The sequence below is a fragment of the Streptomyces sp. NPDC054047 genome, assembly GCF_055585065.1.
On sequence record NZ_JBVJKV010000007.1, the window covers coordinates 340,314 to 359,797 of the forward strand.

Below are 19,484 nucleotides of genomic sequence, written 5' to 3' on the forward strand. Positions count from 1 at the left end.
CAACTGGCCTTCCGCTTCGGCAGGACGTAGGCAGGACGTAGGCAAGCCGTAGCCCGGGGATCGCGCGGCGCCGCAGTGCTTCTCGCCGCCCGCCCCGCTTCTCGGCTTCTCGGCGCGCCCACCCTATATGTCGCTTACTTGCCGATATGCATGACCCATGACCGTGTTGGTCCTGGCCCACTTCGTCGTCGCGCTCTGCGCCGCCCCGCTCGTCCGCCGCGTCGGGCCGCGCGCCTTCGTCGCACTCGCGCTGCCGCCCGCGGCCGCGCTCGCCTGGGCGCTTGGCCAGTGGGGCACGGTCACGGGCGGCGGAGCGCGCAGCGAGGTGTGGACGTGGATCGAGGCGTACGACGTCGAGGTGGCGTTCCGGCTCGACGCGCTGGCGCTGGTGATGGTGCTGCTCGCCGCCGGGATCGGTGCGCTCGTGCTGCTGTACTGCGTGCGCTACTTCGCGCAGGGGACACGGCAGTTGGGCTCCTTCGGCGGGAATCTACTGGCCTTCGCCGGAGCGATGCTGGGGCTCGTCCTCGCCGACGACCTGATGATCCTGTACCTGTTCTGGGAACTGACGACCGTCCTGTCCTTCCTCCTGATCGGGTACGACAGCGAGCAGCGGGCCAGCCGCCGCTCCGCGCTCCAGGCGCTGACGGTCACCTCGGTGGGCGGACTGGCCATGTTCGTCGGGTTCCTGATGCTGGGTCACACGGCGGGCACCTACCGCATCTCGCGGATCCTTGAGTCGCCGCCCGCGGCGAGCGGCACGCTGTCGGTGGCGCTGGTGCTGATCCTGGCCGGGGCGCTCGCCAAGTCGGCGATCTGGCCGCTGAGTCTGTGGCTGCCGAACGCGATGGCCGCGCCCACCCCGGTCAGCGCCTATCTGCACGCGGCGGCCATGGTGAAGGCGGGCGTGTACCTGGTGGCGCGCCTGGCCCCCGCGTTCGCGGACGTCGCGCCGTGGCGGCCGGTGCTCCTCGCGCTGGGCACGGCGACGATGCTGCTGGGCGGCTGGCGGGCGCTGCGCCTGAACGACCTCAAGCTCGTGCTCGCGTACGGCACCGTCAGCCAACTCGGCTTCCTGATCGTGCTCGCGGGGGACGGCACGTACAACACCGCGCTCGCCGCCATCGCGATGATCCTGGGGCACGCGCTGTTCAAGGCGCCGCTGTTCCTGGTGACCGGCATCGTCGATCACGCGGCGGGGACGCGTGATCTGCGACGGCTGTCCGGGGTGGGGCGGGCGCTGCCCTGGGTGGCCGCGGTCGCCGGCCTCGCGGGCGCGTCGATGGTCGCGCTGGTGCCGCTGCTGGGATTCGTGGCGAAGGAGGCCGCGTTCGAGGCGCTGTGGCACGGCAGCGTCGCCGAGCGGTGGGTGCTCGCCCTGATCGTGGTCGGCTCCGCGCTCACCACCGCGTACACGCTGCGCTTCCTGTGGGGCGCGTTCGCCCGCAAGCCCGGGCTCGCCGACAGTGCCGTACACCGCGTGGGCCCCGCCTTCCTCGCGCCGCCCGCGCTGCTTGCCGCCGCCTGTCTGCTGCTGGGCCCCGGCATCGGCTGGGTGGCACCTCTCTTCGAGGCGTACGCGGCGAGCTACCCCGCCCCGGACCACCCCTATCACCTGGCGCTGTGGCACGGGTTCGGGCCCGCGCTCTGGCTCTCCGCGCTGGCCTGGGCGGGCGGTGTGGCGCTGTTCGCGGGCCGGGACGCGGTGGTGCGGCTGGGGCGGCGCCTGGCGTGGCCGAAGGCGGACGAAGGCTTCGGGCGGATCGTGCTGGGTGTGGAGCGGACGGCGCTACAGGTGACGGGCGCGGTCCAGAAGGGCTCGCTGCCCGCGTACGTGGCCACGATTCTGGGCGTCATGCTCGCCGGGCTCCTCGCGGTCCTGGTCGTGGACCGGCCCTGGCGCGGTGTTCCCGCCCCGCGCGTCTGGGATTCGCCGTGGCAGGCCGCGGTCGCCGCGCTGACCTGTGCGTGCGCCCTGATGTGCCTGGTGGTGCAGCGTCGCATGAAGGCGGCCGTGCTCGCGGGCCTGACGGGGTACGGCACAGCGCTGTTGTACGTCGTCCAGGGCGCCCCGGACCTGGCGCTGACGCAGTTCGGTGTGGAGACCGTCTCGACCGTGGTCCTGGTCCTGGTGCTGCGGAGACTGCCGGTGCACTTCGGGCAGACGGCGCGGTCGTGGCGCAGCGTGGCCAGTCTGCTGCTCGCGTTCGCCAGCAGCGTCGTGGTCGCCTGCGCGGTGTGGCTGGCGGCGGGAGCGCGGACGGCGGCGCCGGCCGGGGCCGCCATGACCGAGGAGACCGCGCACCACGGCCTCAAGGACGTCGTGGCGACGATTCTGGTGGACTTCCGCGCCTGGGACACGATGGGCGAGTCGGCCGTCCTCGCGGTCGCCGTCCTGGGCGTGACGAGCCTGCTGTACGTCCACCGCAGACAGGGGCCGACCCCCGGTGCGCCGCGCGCGCTGCCCGGCGGGGTGACGGCCTGGTCGCTCGCGGCGCCCGCCATCCAGGTGCCGCTCAAGTACCGGCAGACCGCGCCGGAGCGCAGCTGGCTGATGGCCGGTGACACACTCGCGCCCCAGCACCGCTCGGTCGTCTTCGAAGTGATCGCCCGCCTGGTCTTCCACCCGATCCTGATGCTGTCGGTGTATCTGCTGCTGTGCGCGGAGAACCTGCCGGGCGGCGGGTTCGTCGGCGGACTCGTCGCGGGCGTCGCCCTGATGATCCGTTACCTTGCGGGCGGACGCCACGAGTTGGAGGCCGCCGCCCCGGTCCACCCCGGCTTCTTCACCGGCCTCGGCCTGGCCCTGTCGACGGGCGTCGCGCTCGCCGGCCTGGCCGACGGGACGGTGCTGCACGCCTGGACGTGGCACGGGCATCTGCCGCTGATCGGCGACTGGCACATGGGCACCGCCGTCCTGTTCGACCTGGGGGTGTACCTGCTGGTCCTGGGCGTCGTCCTCGACATGGTCCGCGCCCTCGGCTCGAAGATCGACCAGCAGACGGAACACCGGGCCGGACTGGCGCTCGCCGGAGAGGGGGAGCGGTGACCCTCAGCCTGACCCTGCTGGTCTGCGCCGTCGTCCTGACCGCTGTCGGCGGCGTCCTCATCCACACCCGCAGCCTGACCCGGGTGCTCATCGGGGTCATCGTCTGCGGCAACGGCGTCAATCTGTTCGTCCTGGCCACCACCGGCCGGGCGGGGGTGCCGCCGCTGCTGTACCCGGGCGTCGCATCCGCGCGGGTCACCGACCCGCTGCCCCAGGCCATCGTGCTGACGGCCGTCGTCATCACCCTGGCCACCACGGCGTTCGTGCTCGCGATGGTCTACCGCAGCAGCCAGCTGACCGGCTCGGACTTCGTGCCCGACGACGTGGAGGACCGGCGCGTCGTCCTGCGCGCGGAGATCGCCGAGGAGCGTGCCGAGCTGCGCGAGCTGCACCGCGGCGAGGGGCCGCGTGCCTGGCGCGACGAACGCCGCGAGCAGCGCCGGCGGCTGCGCGCCGACCGCGCCTTCCAGGCCCGCGCCCGGGATGCCACCGGCGATCTGTGGGACGACATCCTCGGCGCGGACCCGCCCCCACCGCCAAGCCCCGTACGGCAGGAGAACGCCCCCCGGTGAACGCCCTCGTCCCGCTGCCCGTCGTACTGCCGCTGACCGCGTGCGGCCTGAGCCTGTTCATCGGGCCCCGGCTGCGCATGCTGCACCGGCTGATCGGCATCGGCGTCCTGGCCGCCGTCCTCGCCGTCGACATCATCCTTCTCGTCGAATCCGACCGCGGCGGCCCCCTGGTCGTCCACCTCGGCGACTTCGCCCCGCCGCTGGGGGTGACGCTGGTCGCCGACCGGCTCTCCGCGCTGATGCTGACCGTCTCCGGCGCCGTCACCCTCATCGTCCTGATCTACGCGCTGGGCCAGGACATGGTCGACCGCGAGGAACGCGCCCCGATCGCCGTCTTCCACCCCGCCTACCTGGTGCTGGTCTCCGGGGTCTCGCTCACCTTCCTCGCCGGCGACCTGGTGAACCTCTACGTCGGCTTCGAGATCATGCTGATGGCCAGCTTCGTGCTGCTCACGGTGGGCGGCACCGAACCGCGCCTGCGGGCCGGTTCGACGTACGTCGTCGTCTCCCTCGTCTCGTCGCTGGTGTTCCTCGCCGGCATCGCGGTCGCCTACGCGGCGTGCGGCACCGCCAACTTCGCTCAGCTCGCCGTCCGCCTGGCCGAACTGCCCCTGGGCGTACGGACACTGATCGAGGCGCTGCTGCTGACCGTGTTCGGCGTCAAGGCGGCGGCCTTCCCGGTGGCCGCCTGGCTGCCCGACTCCTATCCGACCGCGCCCGCCCCCGTCACGGCCGTCTTCGCCGGGCTGCTCACCAAGGTCGGCGTGTACTCGATACTGCGCGCCGAGACCCTGCTGTTCCCCGGCAACCGGCTCTCCACCCTGCTGATGGCGATCGCCTTCGCGTCCCTGCTGATCGGCATCCTCGGCGCGGTGGCCCAGACCGACCTCAAACGGCTGCTGTCCTTCACGCTCGTCAGCCACATCGGCTTCATGCTCTTCGGACTCGCGCTCGGCAGCCGGGGCGGCATCGGCGGCGCCATCGTCTACACGGCGCACCACATCACCGTACAGACGACGCTGTTCCTGGGGGCCGGGCTGCTCGAACGTCGCTACGGCACCACCGAGTTGACCCGTCTGGGCGGCGCTGCGCGCACCGCGCCCCTGCTGGCCGCGCTGTGGTTCGTGCCCGCCATGAACCTCGCGGGGATCCCGCCGCTGTCCGGCTTCCTCGGCAAGCTGGGGCTGATGCGGGCGGGCGCGGCGGACGGCGGCATCGACGCGTACGTGCTGCTCGGCGCCTGCGCCGTCGCCAGCCTCCTGACGCTGTACGTGATGGCCAAGGTGTGGAACCTGGCGTTCTGGCGGGCCGCGCCCTCCCAACTCCCCCTGGAAGGAACCGTGTTGGAGGATGCCGAGGACATCGAGGACAGCGAGGATTCCGCGGGGGCCGAAGGAGGCGTGAGAGTCGGGAACGGCGGCGCGGTGGCCGTCCCCGCCACCGCATGCGTGCGCACCACGGCCCGCGTACCGCGCGTGATGATCGGCGCGACCGTCGGTGCGGTGCTGCTCAGCCTCTCCTACACCGTCCTCGCCACGCCCCTGGCCGGTCTGGCCGACCGCTCGGCCGCCGAACTCCTGGCGCGGGCCCCCTACATCACGGCGGTGCTCGGCCCGTGAGTTCCCCCGACGCCGCGCACCGCCCGCGCCGCCGCCTTGACCTGTCTCTGATCGCCTGGCTCACGGTGATCTGGATGCTGCTGTGGTCGGGCCCGACCTGGGGCAACCTGATCAGCGGCATCGTCGTCGCCGTCGCGCTGTGCCTCGTCTTCCCGCTGCCCGCCGTCGACCTCGCCCTGCGCCTGCGTCCGCTGGGCATCGTGCGCCTTGCCGGCTACATGGCGTACGACATGGTGGTCTCCAGCGCCACGGTGACCCGCCAGGCCCTGACCGGCCGCAGACGCCCCGCCGCGGTGATCGCCGTCCAACTTCGCTGCCGCACCGACCTGATGATCGCGGCGACCGCCGTCGCCACCTCCTGCGTGCCGGGCGGCGCGCTGGTCGAGGTCAACGGCGCCACCGCCACCTTGTACCTGCACATGTCCGACGCCGACGACCGCGACATGGTGCGCCGTACCCGCCGGGACGTGTGGCGTCTGGAGGCCTTGGTCGTGCGGGCCTTCGGCACCCGTGACGAGATCACGCGCGTAGCGGTGGACCCCGGACCCGAACCTCCCGCTCCTCCCACGCCTCCCGCACCTCCTGCTCCTCCCGCACGAAAGGATCCCCGGCCGTGACCGATGTGGACGACCTCCTGCTCGACGCCGCCCTGGCGGTGATCCTGCTCGCGGGCGCACTCCTGCTGATCCGTATCTGGCGCGGCCCGTCCATGCTCGACCGCGCGGTGGGCGTCGATGTCGCGGCCGCGCTGATCGTGGCGGGGATCGGGGTGCAGGCGGCCTCCACCCGGACGCGCTACTACCTGTCGATCATGTTGGTGATCGCCTTCCTCGGCTTCACCAGCTCGGTGGGCATCGCCCGCTTCATCGCCGTACGCGACCGCCCCGCCCTGCCGACCGCCCCGCCCGCGCCGCCCGTCCCGCCCGTCCCGACCGCCCCGACCGCCCCGACCAAGGAGGGCCCGTGACCACCTGGAACCACGTGGCCGACATCGGCGGCGCGGCCCTGCTGCTCGTCGGCGCCCTGGTCTGTCTGACCGGCGTCATCGGCCTGCTGCGCCTGCCCGACGTCCTTGCCCGCAGCAGCGCCGCCACCAACCCGCAGACGCTCGGCATCCTCCTGCTCACCGCGGGCGTCGCGCTGCGGCTGCGCTCGTGGGCCGACCTGGGCACGCTCGCCCTGGTCGTCTTCTTCCAACTCCTGACCAGCCCCGTCGCCGCGCACCTGGTGGCACGCGTGGCCTACCGCACGGGGCAGATCGGCGACTGTGCCCTGCTCTTCGACGAGCTCGCCGGGACACAGGCGACGACCGCAGCGAAACGGGACAACCGGCCTTGACCCAGGGAGCCGTCAGCGCGACGGGCTGAGGGTGGGTGGCCACTGAGCGTCCGCGGAAGGGGCGGCGTCGCCCGTCTTCCAGGCGGGGTCGTAGGCGCAGGGGACGCTGGCGCCGCCGGTGAAGTACTCCCGGTCCGCGTACCAGGTGAAGGACATCCGCTCGTCGCCGTCGTCCCGCTGGACGAACAGGTCCCAGTCCTTGCCCTTGGCGCCCTCGCGGTAGGACGACACCGTCCAGCCGTCGTCCTTCAGGTGCTGGTGCAGCCGGCGCAGACCGGATTGGGCCCGATCCGCGGGCACGTGGTCCAGCGCCCAACTGTGGTTCGCCGAGTAGGCGCCGTCGACGGTCTCGTCCTCCATCCCCAGCGGGCCTCCGTCGTAGCAGAGTCCGGAGCCGAACGTGTTCTCGGTGCTGACGCCGATCTCCTCGAATCCCGGCTTGACGCTGCGGGTGAACCCCAGGACGTCATAGGCATCTTCCGAACGCTGGAAGGCACGGTCGGCCATGTCCTCGGGCGCGACACGGGGAAAGTCCGTCGACCCCTCGGAGCGCAGAGCGAGCGGGACGACCAGGGCGACCAGAACGAGGACGACGAGCGCGGCGCAGCCGCTGAATCCGAGGCGCCCGAGGAGGGAAGGGGCGGAGCCGGTGGACGCGGTCGTGGGCGCGCCCTGGGCGGTGGCGGTACTGGTCGGGACGTTCTCCTGGGGCATGTGAGGACGGTATGCCGGTGGGGGAGCACGGCGGATGGGCGCGGATACCCGGCACCGGGTGGGTACGCGTACTCAGCTGATCACCGCGCGCGTCTCCGGGGCCCGGTGATGTCAGTGGGGCGTCGTATCGTGCGGAGCATGGAAGAGGTAGTTGACGGCGGCTCAGGCACCGACCGCTCCGCGGTGCTCGCGCCAGGGGTGCAGCGGTATTACGCGGAGTGGGCCGACGCCTTGGCCGAGCGGTACGAGGAGTTGACCTTCGAAAGCGTGCACGCGGAGATTCTGCATCTGCTGCCGATACCGCCTGCGAGGGCTGTGGACATCGGGGCGGGGACGGGGCGGGACGCCGCGGCCCTGGCCCGGCTCGGACATCAGGTGGTGGCTGTCGAGCCGGTGCGGGAGATGCGGCAGGCGGCGGCGCGGCTGCACCCCGAGCCGATCACGTGGGTGGCGGACGCGCTGCCGGCGCTGGCCGGGCTGACGGGGGAGTTCGACCTGATCCTGCTCTCCGCCGTGTGGATGCATCTGGACGCCGGGGAGCGGACCGAGGCCATGTCACGCCTGAGCGGCCTGCTGGCGGACGGCGGCCGACTGGCGGTGACGCTTCGGCACGGCTCGCCGCCCCAGGACAGGCGGATGTTCGACGTACCCGCGGCGGAGACGGTGCGGCAGGCCGAGGAGCAGGGCCTGCGGCTGCTGCTGCGCGGAGGCGGAGAGGACCGGCTGGGCCGCGACGGAGTGAGCTGGAGCCACCTGGTCTTCGAGAAGATCGAGGGTGCGCATGGCGGCTGACTCCTTCTACGTCGCCGATCCGACCGAGCGCGCCTCGTGGCGGCTGGCCGCGCCTGCGTGACACGTTGGCCCTCAGTTTGGGCAGGTCGGTGGGCGATGGCAGTACGGCACAGTGGATGCGTCTCTTCAGGGAGATCGCGGCGCTTTGACCCCGTCGTCTCCGCTGCCCTGCGGTAAGGGTCCGCGGGGGCGCTCGGGCGCTCCACCCGCGGATCTGAACAGGTGGACGCTCCCGGTGCGACAGCGATGTCAGTGCTGGGGACTACCCTCACCGCATGTCTGACGCACCGCTGCTGGTGAGCAGCGACATACCGTCCTCGTCCCTGATCATCGATGTCTCGGTGGTTCAGGTGGGCGGCGGGCCGCTGGTGGTCTGCGCCGATCGCAACGATGTCGTGTGGACCTGGGATCCGCTGCGGGACGTGTGGCAGAAGCGGCCCTTGGCGTATGGCTTCGCCGAAGATCCGCTCGCCGCCAAGTATCCCGATGCTGACAACGAGCTGGAATCGGTGACCGCGGCCGTCTCCGGCGGGCGCGTGCTGCTGGCGGCCGGCGGTCATGAACAGGGCTGCGCCCTGTGGGACTTGGACAGCGGCGAGCTGCTGCGGGGGGCCATGTACGAGGACCCCTACGTCGGGGCCATGACCACCGTGAGGGGGGAGGAGCGGCCGCGGTTCGTGACCGGTTCGTTCGACGCCGGAGTCCTGGTGTGGGGAGCGTCCCCGGACGCGCCCCCGGTGCAGCTGCCGGACAGTGACATACACGGCATCTGCACGATCGCCGCCGCACTGGTCAGTGGCCGCACGCTGGTCGCGGCGGGCGGCAGCGATGTGGGGGTGTGGGACCTGACGCGGAACGAGATGCTGGCGTCGTTCTACCCGGACCACGGCGGGATCTCAGCGATCGGCCTGTCGCGGATCGCCGATCGTCCGGTGGTGGTCGCGGCGGCGGACGTGGACCCGGGAGAGCTGTACGTATGGGGGCTGCCGGGCGACGATGGTGACGAGGACGGTGAGGTCGGTGAGGTCGGTGAGCCGCTGTACGGTCCGATCACCGGTCACGAGGGCGGCATTTCCGCCCTGGACACGACCATGGTCGATGATCGCCCCTTCGCGGTGACCGGGGGCACGGACGCGACCGTACGCGTCTGGGACCTGGGCAAGGGCGCGGTAGTCGGCGCTCCTCTCCTCGGCCACCGGGGCAACGTCGCGGTGGTACGGACCGCCGTGCTGCGTGGCCGCGAAGTGGCTGTGAGCGCGGGTGAGGACGGCGTGATACGCGTCTGGGACCTGGCTGGGTTGGTGCCGTAGAGGTCGGCTTCGGCTTAGTGGTGCGTGCTGGTCGCAAGGCGAGCCGGGCCTCGGCGGTCGGGCCGGGTGCCGTAGCGGGGGGACTTCTTTCCGAGGCGCCATTCCATGACGGTCCGGTCGCCTTTCGACAGGTTGCAGTCGGGGCAGGCCGGGACCAGGTTTCCGATGCCGTCGACTCCGCCCCGGGAGATCGGGACGACGTGCTCCTGATGCAGGGACGGGGACCTCTCGCCGCAGTAGGCACAACTGCCCTCGTACCGGCCCCACAGCCGTGCGAGATCTCGGTCGCTCACGCTGTACCGCTTGGCACGGGCGAGCATCGCCCGGCGCTGGTGGTTCCCGCGACGCTTGGCGGCCCGCACCCTTTCCGGGTTCGCCTCGAAGTAGGCGCGGCGGGAGCAGCGGCCCGAGCAGTAGACGCGAAGGGCCGAGCTGAGCGGCATTCTGTGTCCGCAGTAACCGCACGGACGTGAACGAAGAGCGGTACCGACCTTGCGCTTGTACTGGGCCTTCAAATGGCAGGACTGCCCGCAGAACTTGGCGTCACCCCGGCGGTGGGCCATCGAGCCACCGCACCACGCGCAGCCGTCAGCCTTCGGTCTGGGCACGTAGTTGGCGCGATACCAGCAGCCATGACCGCAGTACTTGCGGAGACCGTGCTCCCGCATCTCGATCGGCTGACCGCAGACCGCGCACTCCCGTTCTCGTTTTGCCTCCGCACGCTCGATCTTGCGCCGCTCGGCCTGTGCCCGGTTGTTCCTGGCGACCTGGCAGTCGACGGAGCAGTAGAGAGCGAGAGCGCCTCGCTCGGCCGGAACGGTCAGGCCACAGCCCTTGCAGGCATGAGGCCCCGAGCGCACCTGCGCCTTGTCGAGATCCCGGCATGACGGGCAGCGCTGCGGCTTGCGCCCAGGCTTGTCGCCGGGCACATCGAAGGGGGCCCCGCAGCGCTCGCACTGGAGAGTGATCGACACCGGCCGCGCGGCGGCCCTCCTCTCACGCCGCCTGAGCAGTCGCTCCTCGCGTGACACGGGCGGCTGCTGCGGAACATGCCCCTGGGCGTCATAGCGGCACTGCCCGCCGCAGTACCTCGCGCGGGGACGGCGGTGGTTGATGTCAGCCCCACAGACCTCGCACCTCCTGTCCCCCCGCAGCAAGCGAATCTCTTCCATACGGGCCTCGTGATGGGACCTGGCCCTGCGGGCTGCCGCGGTGGCCCTGTGTTCCTCGGAGCAGTAGCGGGGAGGGGCACCAGGGCGGTTCGGCCGAACGAACGAGGCCGCGCACTCCTCGCAGATGAGCATGGCGGGGCGGCGCGCTTCCAGGGCACATGTGTCGGAGCAGTACTTCGCAAGTCCGTGTCGGTGACTGATGTCCGCCCTACATACAGCGCATCTCCTCACGGGGCGTACCTCGTTCTCCACGCATGGCCTGTACGGCACCTGATCCTGGTTGGACCGCAAGGTAGCCCACGGCACTGACAGCCGTTGCTGGACAAGCGAGTTGTCCCCGACCACGTCCATACGAGCTGCCTCCTGGACTCGTCCAGGGCTCGGTCAGTTGCGGACAGGGTCCAATACGAGGTCCAAGGAGCGCGGGGGAGGGCAGAATCCTGGACTGTGATGATCAGCGCGCGTGAACTCAACCGGGCGACCCTCAGTCGCCAACTACTGCTGGAGCGTCAGTCATTGACCGTCCAGGACGGAGTGCGGCGCGTGGTCGCGCTCCAGGCGCAGCACCCGGCCTCGCCGTACCTCGCTCTGTGGAACCGGCTCGCCGGGTTCACTCCGGCCGGGCTTGATGCCGCTTTTGCCGACCGCTCGGTGGTCAAGGCGACACTGATGCGGATCACGCTGCATGCCGTGCACGCCGAGGACTATCCCGTCTTTCGCGCGGCGATGCAGCCCACTCTTCATGCCTCCCGGCTCGGTTTCCGCTTCGCCGCCGCGGGACTGAGTCCTTCGGATGCCGAGGAACTGGTGCCGGAGCTCCTGGACTTCGCGCGCGAGCCGCGGACTTCGGCACAGATGCAGGCATGGGTGGAAGAGCGGCTCGGCGCCGAGAAGAAGGACGGGGCGTGGTGGGGGCTGAAGGGGTACGCGCCGTTGCACCACGCCCCGACGGACGCGCCCTGGTCCTTCGGCCTGCGGCCGTCCTTCGTCGCCGCCCCAAGCGGCCCTGGGCTGCCTGTGCAACCTGTGCCAGGAGGGCGAGCGGCGGACCCCCAGGCGCTGAGGACCCTGATCCTGCGCTATCTGGCGGGGTTCGGGCCTGCGTCGGTCGCGGACGTGGCGCAGTTCGCCATGGTGCAGAGGACTCCCGTCCGTGCGGCGCTCCTTGCTCTGGGGGACACCGTTGAGCAGCTACAGGGCCCGGACGGGGTGGTGCTGTTCGACCTCCCTGGCTCGTCCCGGCCGCTCGCGGAAACCCCCGCCCCGCCGCGGCTCATGGCCATGTGGGACAGCACTCTGCTGGCCTACGCCGACCGCAGCCGGGTGATACCTCCGGCCTACCGACCACGGGTGATCCGGCGCAACGGCGACGTACTGCCCACCTTGCTGGTGGACGGTCATGTCGCCGGCGTGTGGCGTCAGATGGAGGACGGCATCGAGGCCACGGCTTTCCACCCTCTGGCACCCGCCACCTGGGACGGACTTGCCGAGGAGGCCAAGTCCCTGACAGCGCTCCTCGACGAGCGCGAAGCGTCGGTCTACAGCCGCTACCACCACTGGTGGGCAAAGCCCCCCGAGGCCGAGGCCGAGGCCGAGGTACGGATTCTTTGACCGGGTCCCGGGACCGGCCCCTTAGGCCGGGTTCCTGCCGGTTCGGCCAAGTCCTTTTGCGAGAAGCCTGATCAGCAACCCCTATGCAAGGGCTGCCCACCCGTAGATCCTCTGTCGTGTGACCGATACGACGAGCGATCCCGCGTGGCCCACCGGCATCAGTGCCATCACCTTGTTCGTCGAGGATCTGGAGGCCACGAAGCAGTTCTATCGCGAGGTCTTCGGGCTGCCGGTGATGTTCGAGGACGGCAACTCCGCCGTGTTCGGCTTCGGGGGCACCCTCATCAATCTGCTGAAGACCACAGCCGCACAAGAACTGATCGATCCGGCGCGGGTCGCCGCGCCCGACGACGGCTCACGCCTCCAGCTCACCCTCCCCGTCGACGACGTGGACGCGATGTGCGAGGAACTCGGCGCCCGTGGCGTGAAGTTGCTGAACGGACCGTTGGACCGGCCCTGGGGGATCAGGACCGCCAGCTTCCGCGATCCCGGCGGCCACATCTGGGAGATCGCCAAGTGAGTGGGACTTCGGACCCTGAGGTCCGGGCTCTCCTGTCGTTCCTGGACGGGCAGCGCCGCCACGTCCTCGGCATACTCGACGGGCTGGACGCGGAAGCCTTGCGGCGGCCCGTACTGCCCTCCGGGTGGTGCTGCCTGGGGCTGGTCCAGCACCTCGCCCTCGACGTCGAGCGGTTCTGGTTCCGTGCGGTGACGGTCGGCGACGAGGAAGTCATCAAGGCTCTGGACGAGGTCGACGACGCGTGGCAGGTGGGGCAGGACGTTCCCGTGGCCGATGTCCTGGACCGGTATCGCACGGAGACGCGCCTCGCGGACGCCGTCATCGCCGCTACGGCCGCGGACACGCCGCTGGCCTGGTGGCCCCAGCACCTCTTCGGCGAACCACACCTGCACACCTTCCGGGACGTCCTGCTGCACGTCATCACCGAAACCGCGTGCCACGCCGGCCATCTCGACGCGGCCCGAGAACTCATCGACGGCCGACGGTGGTTGGTCCTGACGTAGCCGCCTGACTGCTTCAGGTGAACTGGGATGGCTTTACACGCGGCGGAGGGATGGCTTCGGGGGCCGAGGATCACCGGGACGTGTGTGTCCACGTGCCCGGGGTGTGGCCGAAGGTGCGGCGGAACGTGTCGATGAAGGCGCTGGCCGAGGACCAGCCGCATTGGTGTGCCACCGCCGTGACGGGGGTGTTCTGGGCCAGCAGGACCAGTGCGTGGTGGAGGCGTAGTTGGGTGCGCCACTGCGGGAACGTCATGCCTAGGTTGGTGTGGAACAGGCGGGACAGGGTGCGGGCGCTCGCCCCTGCCTCGCGGCCCAGTTCGCTCAGGGTGCGGTTGTCCGACGGGTCGGCGCTCAGGATGGCGCACAGCGTCCGCAGCAGGGGTGCGGTCGGTGTGGGCAGGTGCAAGGGCTCCTGGGGCGAGGCCCGCAGTTGGTCGAGCAACACCGCGCGCAGGCGGGCCCGTTCGGGGCTGTCGTCCTCCGGGGAGCGTGTGTAGGCGACGATCAGTTCGCGCAGCAACGGGCCCACCGAGAGCACCGTCGGTGTCTCCAGGGCGAGCGGGTTGTCTGCCGTCGGCAGGCCCACCAGGTGCAGTTCCAGTTCGCCGTGGGCCTGATGGGCGTGCACCGTACCGGCAGGGATCCAGATGGCGCGGGTGCCGGGAGCGACCCAGGAACCGGCGTCGGTGGTGACGGCCAGCACGCCGCGGCCCGCGTAGACGATCTGGTGGTCGTCGTGGCGGTGGGTGTCGATCGCGGCGCCGGGTGCCAGTGACTGGGTGCGGGTCGGGGCGACCGGCTGATGGCGGATGTTCGTCATTGTCTGGCAGATTATCGGAAGTGCGTCATGGTCCCCGGCGTCGACCATGACGGGGTGCGAAGGAATCGATCCATCACCCTGTTGTCCGCCGGGCACGCCTGCGTCGACCTGTACCAGGGCGCCGTGGCGTCCCTGGTGCCGTTCTTCGTCGCCGAGCGCGCCTACAGCTACGCCGCCGTGTCGGGCATCGTGCTCGCCGCCTCCCTGTTGTCGTCGGTGGCGCAACCGGTGTTCGGCGTCCTCACCGACCGCTGGGCGATGCCGTGGCTGTTGCCGGTCAGCACAGTGCTGGGCGGCGTGGGCATCGCGCTCAGCGGGGTGAGCGGCTCCTATGCGCTGACCCTCGTGTTCGTGGCGGTGTCCGGGGTGGGCGTGGCCGCCTATCACCCCGAGTCCGCACGGGTGGCCCGCCTTGCCGGCCGGGGCAGCCACAGCGGGATGGCCTGGTTCTCGCTCGGCGGCAACCTCGGCTTCGCGGTGGCCCCGCTCGTGGTCACCGCCGTGGTCGCCACGGGGGGCCTGCGCCTGACGCCACTGCTGGTACTGCCGGCGCTCGTCGGTGCCGTGTTGTGCCTGCCCGTGCTGCGGGCCCTGGAGCGGCAGCGGGCTGCCGGGGCCCGTGCGGCGGTGCCGGTCGGAGGCGGCGACGACAGGGCGTCGTTCGTGCGCCTCTCGCTGGCCGTGGTGTGCCGGTCGATCGTCTTCATCGGCTTGAGCACGTTCATCTCGCTGTACGTCACGGAGCGCATGGGCGGCAGTACGGCGGCGGGTACCGCCGCGCTGTTCGTGCTCTACCTCGGCGGCGCGGTCGGCTCCGTGCTGGGGGGCGCGTTGGCGAACCGCTGGGACCGGGTCACCGTCGCGCGCTGGTCGTACCTGCTCTCGGTCGGGTGGGTGGCGGGTGTGGTGTTCGTACCCGGCCCGGCGATGTATCTGTTCGTGGCGCTGACCTCGGCCGGTCTGTACGTCCCGTTCTCGCTTCAGGTCACGCTCGGGCAGGACTATCTGCCCTCCCGCATGGGCACCGCCAGCGGGATCACGCTGGGTCTGACCGTCAGCATCGGCGGTCTGGTGAGCCCCCTCATCGGCGGCTTGGCCGACGCGACCTCCCTGCGGACCGCCCTGGCGCCCTTGGCCCTGATGCCCGCACTGAGCTGGCTGCTGTTCCGCACGCTGCCCGAACCCGCCGTGCCGCACCTTGTGGATGCGGCCCATCCGAATGCCAAGCAGGACGGCACTGATGCCGCGCTCTCTTCCCGCCCGGCCGATCGCCGCTGACGCCCGGCCCGACCCCGCTGACCGGCCCGCACCGCCACGGAGTCGGCTCAGGGCTCCCGTCGCGCCGTCGCGGCCAGTGAGCCGAGGAGCGCGAGTGCCTCGCTGCTGGGTGAGGCCGGCTCGGCGTGGTAGACGACGAGTTCCTGGCCCGGGGCCGCGCGGACGTCGAAGGTCTGCATGGTCAGCGTCAGCGGGCCGACCTCGCGGTGCTCGAAGCGCTTGCGTTCCAGGGCCTTGCCGCGGGCGTCGTGGCGGGCCCACAGGTCGGCGAACTCTGCGCTCTGCTCGAGGAGTTCGCCGAGCACCTGCCGCACCCGTGGGTCGTCGGGCGCCGCGCCGTGCCCCAGCCGGAAGCCGGCCACGGAGTTGCGCGCGACATCGTGCCAGTCGCGGTAGAAGGCGCGGGCCGCGGGGTCGGTGAACAGGACGTGCAGGAGGTTGCGCGAGTGCGCCCAGCCGTGGAAGAGCGCGTCGGCGATCGTGTTGGAGGCCAGGACGTCGTACGCGCGGTTGTAGACGACGGCCGGGTTGTGCGGCCAGGCGTCCATGAGCGCAAGCAGGCTCGGCTCGACCCGGTCGGGCACGGCAGAGGCCCTGGTGCGCGGACCGACGCCGGCGAGCCGGAACAGGTGCAGGCGGCCGTCCTCGTCCAGGCGCAGGGCGGCGGCCAGGGCGTCGAGCACCTGCGCGGAGGGCGAGCGCTCCCGGCCCTGCTCCAGGCGTACGTAGTAGTCGGCGCTGACCCCGGCGAGCAGGGCCACCTCCTCGCGCCGCAGTCCCTCCACCCGGCGGTGCCCCGTGGAGGGGAGGTTCACCTCGGCCGGGGTGACGTGGGCGCGCCGGGCGCTGAGGTAGGTGCCGAGCTCTGTGCGGGCCATGCCGTCATGCTAGATCGAGGGCCGCCGCGGTTCCTGGGTGCGCCGCACCCAGGAGAACGCCGCCTCTCCCACGGGCGCTCACGGCGGGCCAGCCTCAAAGGCATGACCACACAACAGCACCCGGCACAGCAGCACCCGACACAACAACACCCGGAAAACGCCGTGCAGGTCGACCGCAAGGTCGTCCTCGTCACCGGCGCCAGCAGCGGCATCGGCGCGGCGATCGCCGCACGACTCGTGGCAGCGGGACACCACGTGGTGGCCGGTGCGCGCCGCACCGACCGCCTGAAGGCACTGGCGGACGACACGGCCGAGGCCGCCGCCCACTCGGGCGGCAGCCTGCATCCCGTACAGCTGGACGTGACGGAACGGGCGGACGTCGCGGCCTTCGTCCAAGCCGCTCGCGAGCGCCACGGCCGCGTCGACGTCGTTGTCGGAAACGCGGGCGTCATGCCCCTGTCGCGGCTGGACTCCCTGCTCGTCGACGAGTGGGACCGGATGATCGACGTGAACGTCCGCGGCCTGCTGCACACGATCGCCGCGGCCCTGCCCGTGTTCGCCGCGCAGGGCGCGGGGCACTTCGTCACGGTCGCCAGCGTCGGCGCCCACGAGGTCGTTCCCACCAGTGCCGTCTACAGCGGCACGAAGCACGCGGCCTGGGCGATCACCGAGGGCCTGCGCCAGGAGTCCGACCCGTCGATCCGGGTCACGACGGTCTCGCCCGGCGTGGTCGAGTCCGAACTCGCCGGCACCATCACCGAGGCCGGTGCCGCCGAGGCGATGCGCACCTATCGGGCCCACGTGATCGGGGCCGACGCCATCGCGGGCGCGGTGTCCTACGCCCTGGCGCAGCCGGCCGACGTCGACGTCAACGAGATCGTCGTACGGCCCGTTCGCCAGCGGTAGTCGACCGCACCGCGCAGCCTCGCCGGCCCGTGGTCGGCGAGGCTCGGCCGGCTGCGGTGTCAGTGGCTCCGCGTACGGTCTGCGCATGGTTGATCGAGACTCTTCCTCGCCCTCGGTGCACGACTTCGCGACCTGGGAGCCCGTGCTGCGACTGCTGCGGGACAGCCGCGCCACCGAGCAGGCTGACAAGGCCGTCCGCGTGGGAGGGCGGATCGGCCGGGAGAGCTGGAATCTGCCCCTGAAGCGCAGGGTGCCGGCGCCCGGTCAGGACGGCCAGGTCGAGGACACGCGGGACGAGAAGGCGGCGGTGGAGCGGGTGCGTCGAGCGCTCGCGCACGCCGGTGTCGACGAGGTCCGGTTCACGGCGAAGATGTCGCCGGACGGGGCGAGTCGGCTCCGTCTGTGCGGGGCGAGCCCTGCCGTGGAGTCGGGCACCGACACCCCGCACCCGGGCGCGCTGCTCCTGGTCGAGGGGGCCGTTCCCCAGCCCTGGCGCCGTCTTCCCGATCCGGTGCCCGGCGCGGTGCGGGCGCCTTCGGCGGATCCGGCGTTGCTGGAGCGCACGCTGCGTGAGCGGCTGCCCGACGCCATCGGTGCGACGGAGGCGGAGATCGCCGCCGCGGAAGCGCGCCTGGGTGTCCCCTTGCCGGAGGAGCTCAAGGCGCTCTACCGGGTGACCCGGCTGCGGGCGGAGGACCGGGATGATGACGACGATGCCGCGGAACGTGCCTGCATGGCCGTCGGCGGCGAGCTCTTCGCCCTGGAGGACCTGTACGTCGCCAACGCGTCCTCCCGGCCCAGCCGTTGGGAGTTCGCGGCGATGGAAGCGGTCGTCACCCCGCCCGACGCCGCGGTGCAGGGCCTGGTCGGCTCGCCCGGCTGGATCGCCTTCGGGGACAACGGCGGTGGCGACCGGCTCGCGGTCGATCTGACCCCCGGCCCGTGCGGACACGTCGGGCAGATCATCATGCTCAGCCACGAGGAGAACGTCGGCGCCGCTCTGGTCGCCGCCTCGCTCACCGACCTGGTGCTGGACCGGCCCGGCGGGCGGCGTCAGGGATCGGGCGCGGACCGGCCTCCGGCCGTGGCCCACGTCAACAGCCGCCGCCTGCCGAGCATCGAGGCCGCCGCACACCCCGCCCTGGAGGTCTTGTCCATCGGCGTATGGGAGGCCGAGCCGCTCAGTCTCGCCCCCGTCACCGAGCTGCCCCGTCTGCGGACCCTTGCCGCCTACCCCGGCACGCTCGCCGATCCTCTGGAGATCGCCGAACTGGGCACGCTGGAGTTCCTGGCGCTCGGCCCGGAGGATTGGCGCGTCCTCCTGGACGCGGGAGCCGTCCCGCGCAGCTTGTCCGCCGCCCTCGTGAAGGTGCACGGCTGTCCGGACCCGCCGTCCACCGTGGGCATGGCCAATGAACTCCTGGCCCTGTGGGGGCGGCCCCAGATCATCCAGGCGGTCGTCGAAGGCGACCTTGGCCCCATGACGTAGAAGTCGCCTTCGCGGCAGCCTGCCTATGATTTCGAGACGGCCCGGTCAGTGGCCGTCGTCGCCCCTCACCGCCCCGAGGCACTCATGGATCCCCGTACACGGCCGTCGCGTTGGCTGGTCCGCCGCCGTGAGCGCCCCGAAGCGCCGCTGAATGTCTACGTCTTCGCGCACGCGGGCGGCTCCAGCGCCGAATATCTGCTGTGGAGCGAGGAACTGACGGAGGTTCAACTGTGGGGCGTGCAGCTGCCCGGCCGCTCGGCGCGCCGCGCCGAGCCCGCGCACACCGCGATCGGCCCCCTCGTCGCCGACCTGATCGCCCAGTCCGTGTTCACCGCGCCCTACATGCTGCTCGGTCACAGCTTCGGCGGCCTGCTGGCGTACGAGACGACACGGGCGCTGCGCCGCGCGGGACGCGAACTGCCCGAGCATCTGATCCTGTCCTCCTGCCCCGCCCCGCACACGTTCGGCACCGGAGGACCGGCCGGCTCGCTGCACACCCTCTCCGACGAGGACCTGATCACGGCGGCCGAGGGGCGCTGGGGCCCGCTGCCCGAGCAGGTGCACGCGCACGCGCGGCTGCGCCGGCTGGTCCTTGGCCCGCTCCGCGCCGACATCAGCGTCTTCGAGACGTACGTCCACCAGCCCGAGCCCCCGCTGGAGGTTCCGGCGACCCTGCTGTGCGGCACGGGGGAGCAGGAGCGGCTCGTCGGTGAGAGCGCGGGCTGGGCCCGGCACCTGAACCGCATCATCCGTCAACGCGTCCTGCCCGGCGGGCACTTCTACTTCCGCGAGAACCGCGCGCCCCTCCTCGACGTCATCCGCGAGGTGGCCGGGGAAGCCGGCGTGGGGCGGCGGCGCGCGAGCACCTGACGGACCCGCCGAGCCGGTCTGCCGCCTCCCGGGCGTCCGCACC

The 19,484-nt window shown here is 71.6% G+C and carries 19 protein-coding genes; 15 read left to right on the forward strand and 4 right to left on the reverse strand.

The features are described from left to right. The first annotated feature begins 157 nt into the window (after positions 1-157). From ACZ6ZP_RS26140 to mnhG, 6 genes are read left to right on the forward strand one after another with little or no spacing between them, the layout of a single operon-like run. Positions 158-3,049, forward strand: a complete 2,892-nt coding sequence (locus ACZ6ZP_RS26140) for a Na+/H+ antiporter subunit A (RefSeq protein WP_469408589.1) — start codon at positions 158-160, stop codon at positions 3,047-3,049. Further along, complete coding sequence (locus ACZ6ZP_RS26145) at positions 3,046-3,621, forward strand: Na(+)/H(+) antiporter subunit C (protein WP_351166060.1); 576 nt, start codon at positions 3,046-3,048, stop codon at positions 3,619-3,621. The genes ACZ6ZP_RS26140 and ACZ6ZP_RS26145 overlap by 4 nt, the downstream gene beginning before the upstream one ends. Next, positions 3,618-5,240 carry a Na+/H+ antiporter subunit D gene (locus ACZ6ZP_RS26150; RefSeq protein WP_351166062.1) on the forward strand — a complete coding sequence of 541 codons (1,623 nt, stop codon included), beginning with the start codon at positions 3,618-3,620 and terminating at the stop codon, positions 5,238-5,240. The genes ACZ6ZP_RS26145 and ACZ6ZP_RS26150 overlap by 4 nt, the downstream gene beginning before the upstream one ends. Then, positions 5,237-5,857 (forward strand): Na+/H+ antiporter subunit E, encoded by a 621-nt coding sequence (locus ACZ6ZP_RS26155; RefSeq protein WP_469408590.1) that lies wholly within the window; start codon positions 5,237-5,239, stop codon positions 5,855-5,857. Before ACZ6ZP_RS26150 ends, ACZ6ZP_RS26155 begins: the two co-directional genes overlap by 4 nt. Beyond that, complete coding sequence (locus ACZ6ZP_RS26160) at positions 5,854-6,207, forward strand: MrpF/PhaF family protein (RefSeq protein ID WP_469408592.1); 354 nt, start codon at positions 5,854-5,856, stop codon at positions 6,205-6,207. Before ACZ6ZP_RS26155 ends, ACZ6ZP_RS26160 begins: the two co-directional genes overlap by 4 nt. Then, positions 6,204-6,578, forward strand: a complete 375-nt coding sequence (mnhG, locus tag ACZ6ZP_RS26165; RefSeq protein WP_366461766.1) for a monovalent cation/H(+) antiporter subunit G — start codon at positions 6,204-6,206, stop codon at positions 6,576-6,578. Before ACZ6ZP_RS26160 ends, mnhG begins: the two co-directional genes overlap by 4 nt. A gap of 12 nt (positions 6,579-6,590) precedes the next feature. Here mnhG and ACZ6ZP_RS26170 read toward each other — a convergent pair whose 3' ends face one another. Continuing rightward, complete coding sequence (locus ACZ6ZP_RS26170) at positions 6,591-7,292, reverse strand: hypothetical protein (protein ID WP_366461765.1); 702 nt, start codon at positions 7,290-7,292, stop codon at positions 6,591-6,593. A 138-nt stretch (positions 7,293-7,430) separates the two neighbouring features. On the opposite strand from ACZ6ZP_RS26170, the gene ACZ6ZP_RS26175 reads away from it, so the two are divergent. Continuing rightward, positions 7,431-8,084 carry a class I SAM-dependent methyltransferase gene (locus tag ACZ6ZP_RS26175; protein WP_469408594.1) on the forward strand — a complete coding sequence of 218 codons (654 nt, stop codon included), beginning with the start codon at positions 7,431-7,433 and terminating at the stop codon, positions 8,082-8,084. 275 nt (positions 8,085-8,359) lie between these two features. Next, positions 8,360-9,394, forward strand: a complete 1,035-nt coding sequence (locus ACZ6ZP_RS26180; protein WP_351166074.1) for a WD40 repeat domain-containing protein — start codon at positions 8,360-8,362, stop codon at positions 9,392-9,394. Between the two features lie 14 nt (positions 9,395-9,408). On the opposite strand, the gene ACZ6ZP_RS26185 is transcribed toward ACZ6ZP_RS26180, so the two are convergent. Next, a complete protein-coding gene (locus ACZ6ZP_RS26185) occupies positions 9,409-10,368 on the reverse strand; it encodes an HNH endonuclease (protein WP_351166076.1) in 960 nt (319 codons plus the stop codon). A 645-nt stretch (positions 10,369-11,013) separates the two neighbouring features. On the opposite strand from ACZ6ZP_RS26185, the gene ACZ6ZP_RS26190 reads away from it, so the two are divergent. From ACZ6ZP_RS26190 to ACZ6ZP_RS26200, 3 genes are all read left to right on the forward strand, one after another. Beyond that, positions 11,014-12,177: a winged helix DNA-binding domain-containing protein gene (locus tag ACZ6ZP_RS26190; RefSeq protein WP_469408597.1), complete on the forward strand. Its 1,164-nt coding sequence runs from the start codon at positions 11,014-11,016 to the stop codon at positions 12,175-12,177. A 118-nt stretch (positions 12,178-12,295) separates the two neighbouring features. Then, positions 12,296-12,697 carry a VOC family protein gene (locus tag ACZ6ZP_RS26195; protein WP_469408599.1) on the forward strand — a complete coding sequence of 134 codons (402 nt, stop codon included), beginning with the start codon at positions 12,296-12,298 and terminating at the stop codon, positions 12,695-12,697. Next, positions 12,694-13,200, forward strand: a complete 507-nt coding sequence (locus tag ACZ6ZP_RS26200) for a mycothiol transferase (RefSeq protein ID WP_383821924.1) — start codon at positions 12,694-12,696, stop codon at positions 13,198-13,200. The genes ACZ6ZP_RS26195 and ACZ6ZP_RS26200 overlap by 4 nt, the downstream gene beginning before the upstream one ends. Before the next feature lie 70 nt (positions 13,201-13,270). On the opposite strand, the gene ACZ6ZP_RS26205 is transcribed toward ACZ6ZP_RS26200, so the two are convergent. Next, complete coding sequence (locus ACZ6ZP_RS26205) at positions 13,271-14,020, reverse strand: AraC family transcriptional regulator (RefSeq protein WP_383821927.1); 750 nt, start codon at positions 14,018-14,020, stop codon at positions 13,271-13,273. A gap of 54 nt (positions 14,021-14,074) precedes the next feature. Here ACZ6ZP_RS26205 and ACZ6ZP_RS26210 point away from each other — a divergent pair, with 54 nt between their 5' ends. Next, the gene (locus ACZ6ZP_RS26210) at positions 14,075-15,298 is read left to right on the forward strand and encodes an MFS transporter (RefSeq protein ID WP_366461758.1); all 1,224 of its coding nucleotides are present in this window, start codon (positions 14,075-14,077) and stop codon (positions 15,296-15,298) included. 47 nt (positions 15,299-15,345) lie between these two features. Here the strand turns inward: ACZ6ZP_RS26210 and ACZ6ZP_RS26215 are convergent, their stop codons facing one another. Continuing rightward, a complete protein-coding gene (locus tag ACZ6ZP_RS26215) occupies positions 15,346-16,176 on the reverse strand; it encodes a helix-turn-helix domain-containing protein (RefSeq protein ID WP_351166086.1) in 831 nt (276 codons plus the stop codon). A gap of 102 nt (positions 16,177-16,278) precedes the next feature. Here ACZ6ZP_RS26215 and ACZ6ZP_RS26220 point away from each other — a divergent pair, with 102 nt between their 5' ends. The 3 genes from ACZ6ZP_RS26220 (at position 16,279) to ACZ6ZP_RS26230 (ending at position 19,441) form a co-directional block, all read left to right on the forward strand. Continuing rightward, positions 16,279-17,082 (forward strand): SDR family oxidoreductase, encoded by an 804-nt coding sequence (locus ACZ6ZP_RS26220; RefSeq protein ID WP_383821930.1) that lies wholly within the window; start codon positions 16,279-16,281, stop codon positions 17,080-17,082. Between the two features lie 85 nt (positions 17,083-17,167). Further along, the gene (locus tag ACZ6ZP_RS26225) at positions 17,168-18,571 is read left to right on the forward strand and encodes an SMI1/KNR4 family protein (RefSeq protein WP_383821933.1); all 1,404 of its coding nucleotides are present in this window, start codon (positions 17,168-17,170) and stop codon (positions 18,569-18,571) included. A gap of 84 nt (positions 18,572-18,655) precedes the next feature. Next, complete coding sequence (locus ACZ6ZP_RS26230; RefSeq protein WP_383821936.1) at positions 18,656-19,441, forward strand: thioesterase II family protein; 786 nt, start codon at positions 18,656-18,658, stop codon at positions 19,439-19,441. Positions 19,442-19,484 lie beyond the last annotated feature (43 nt).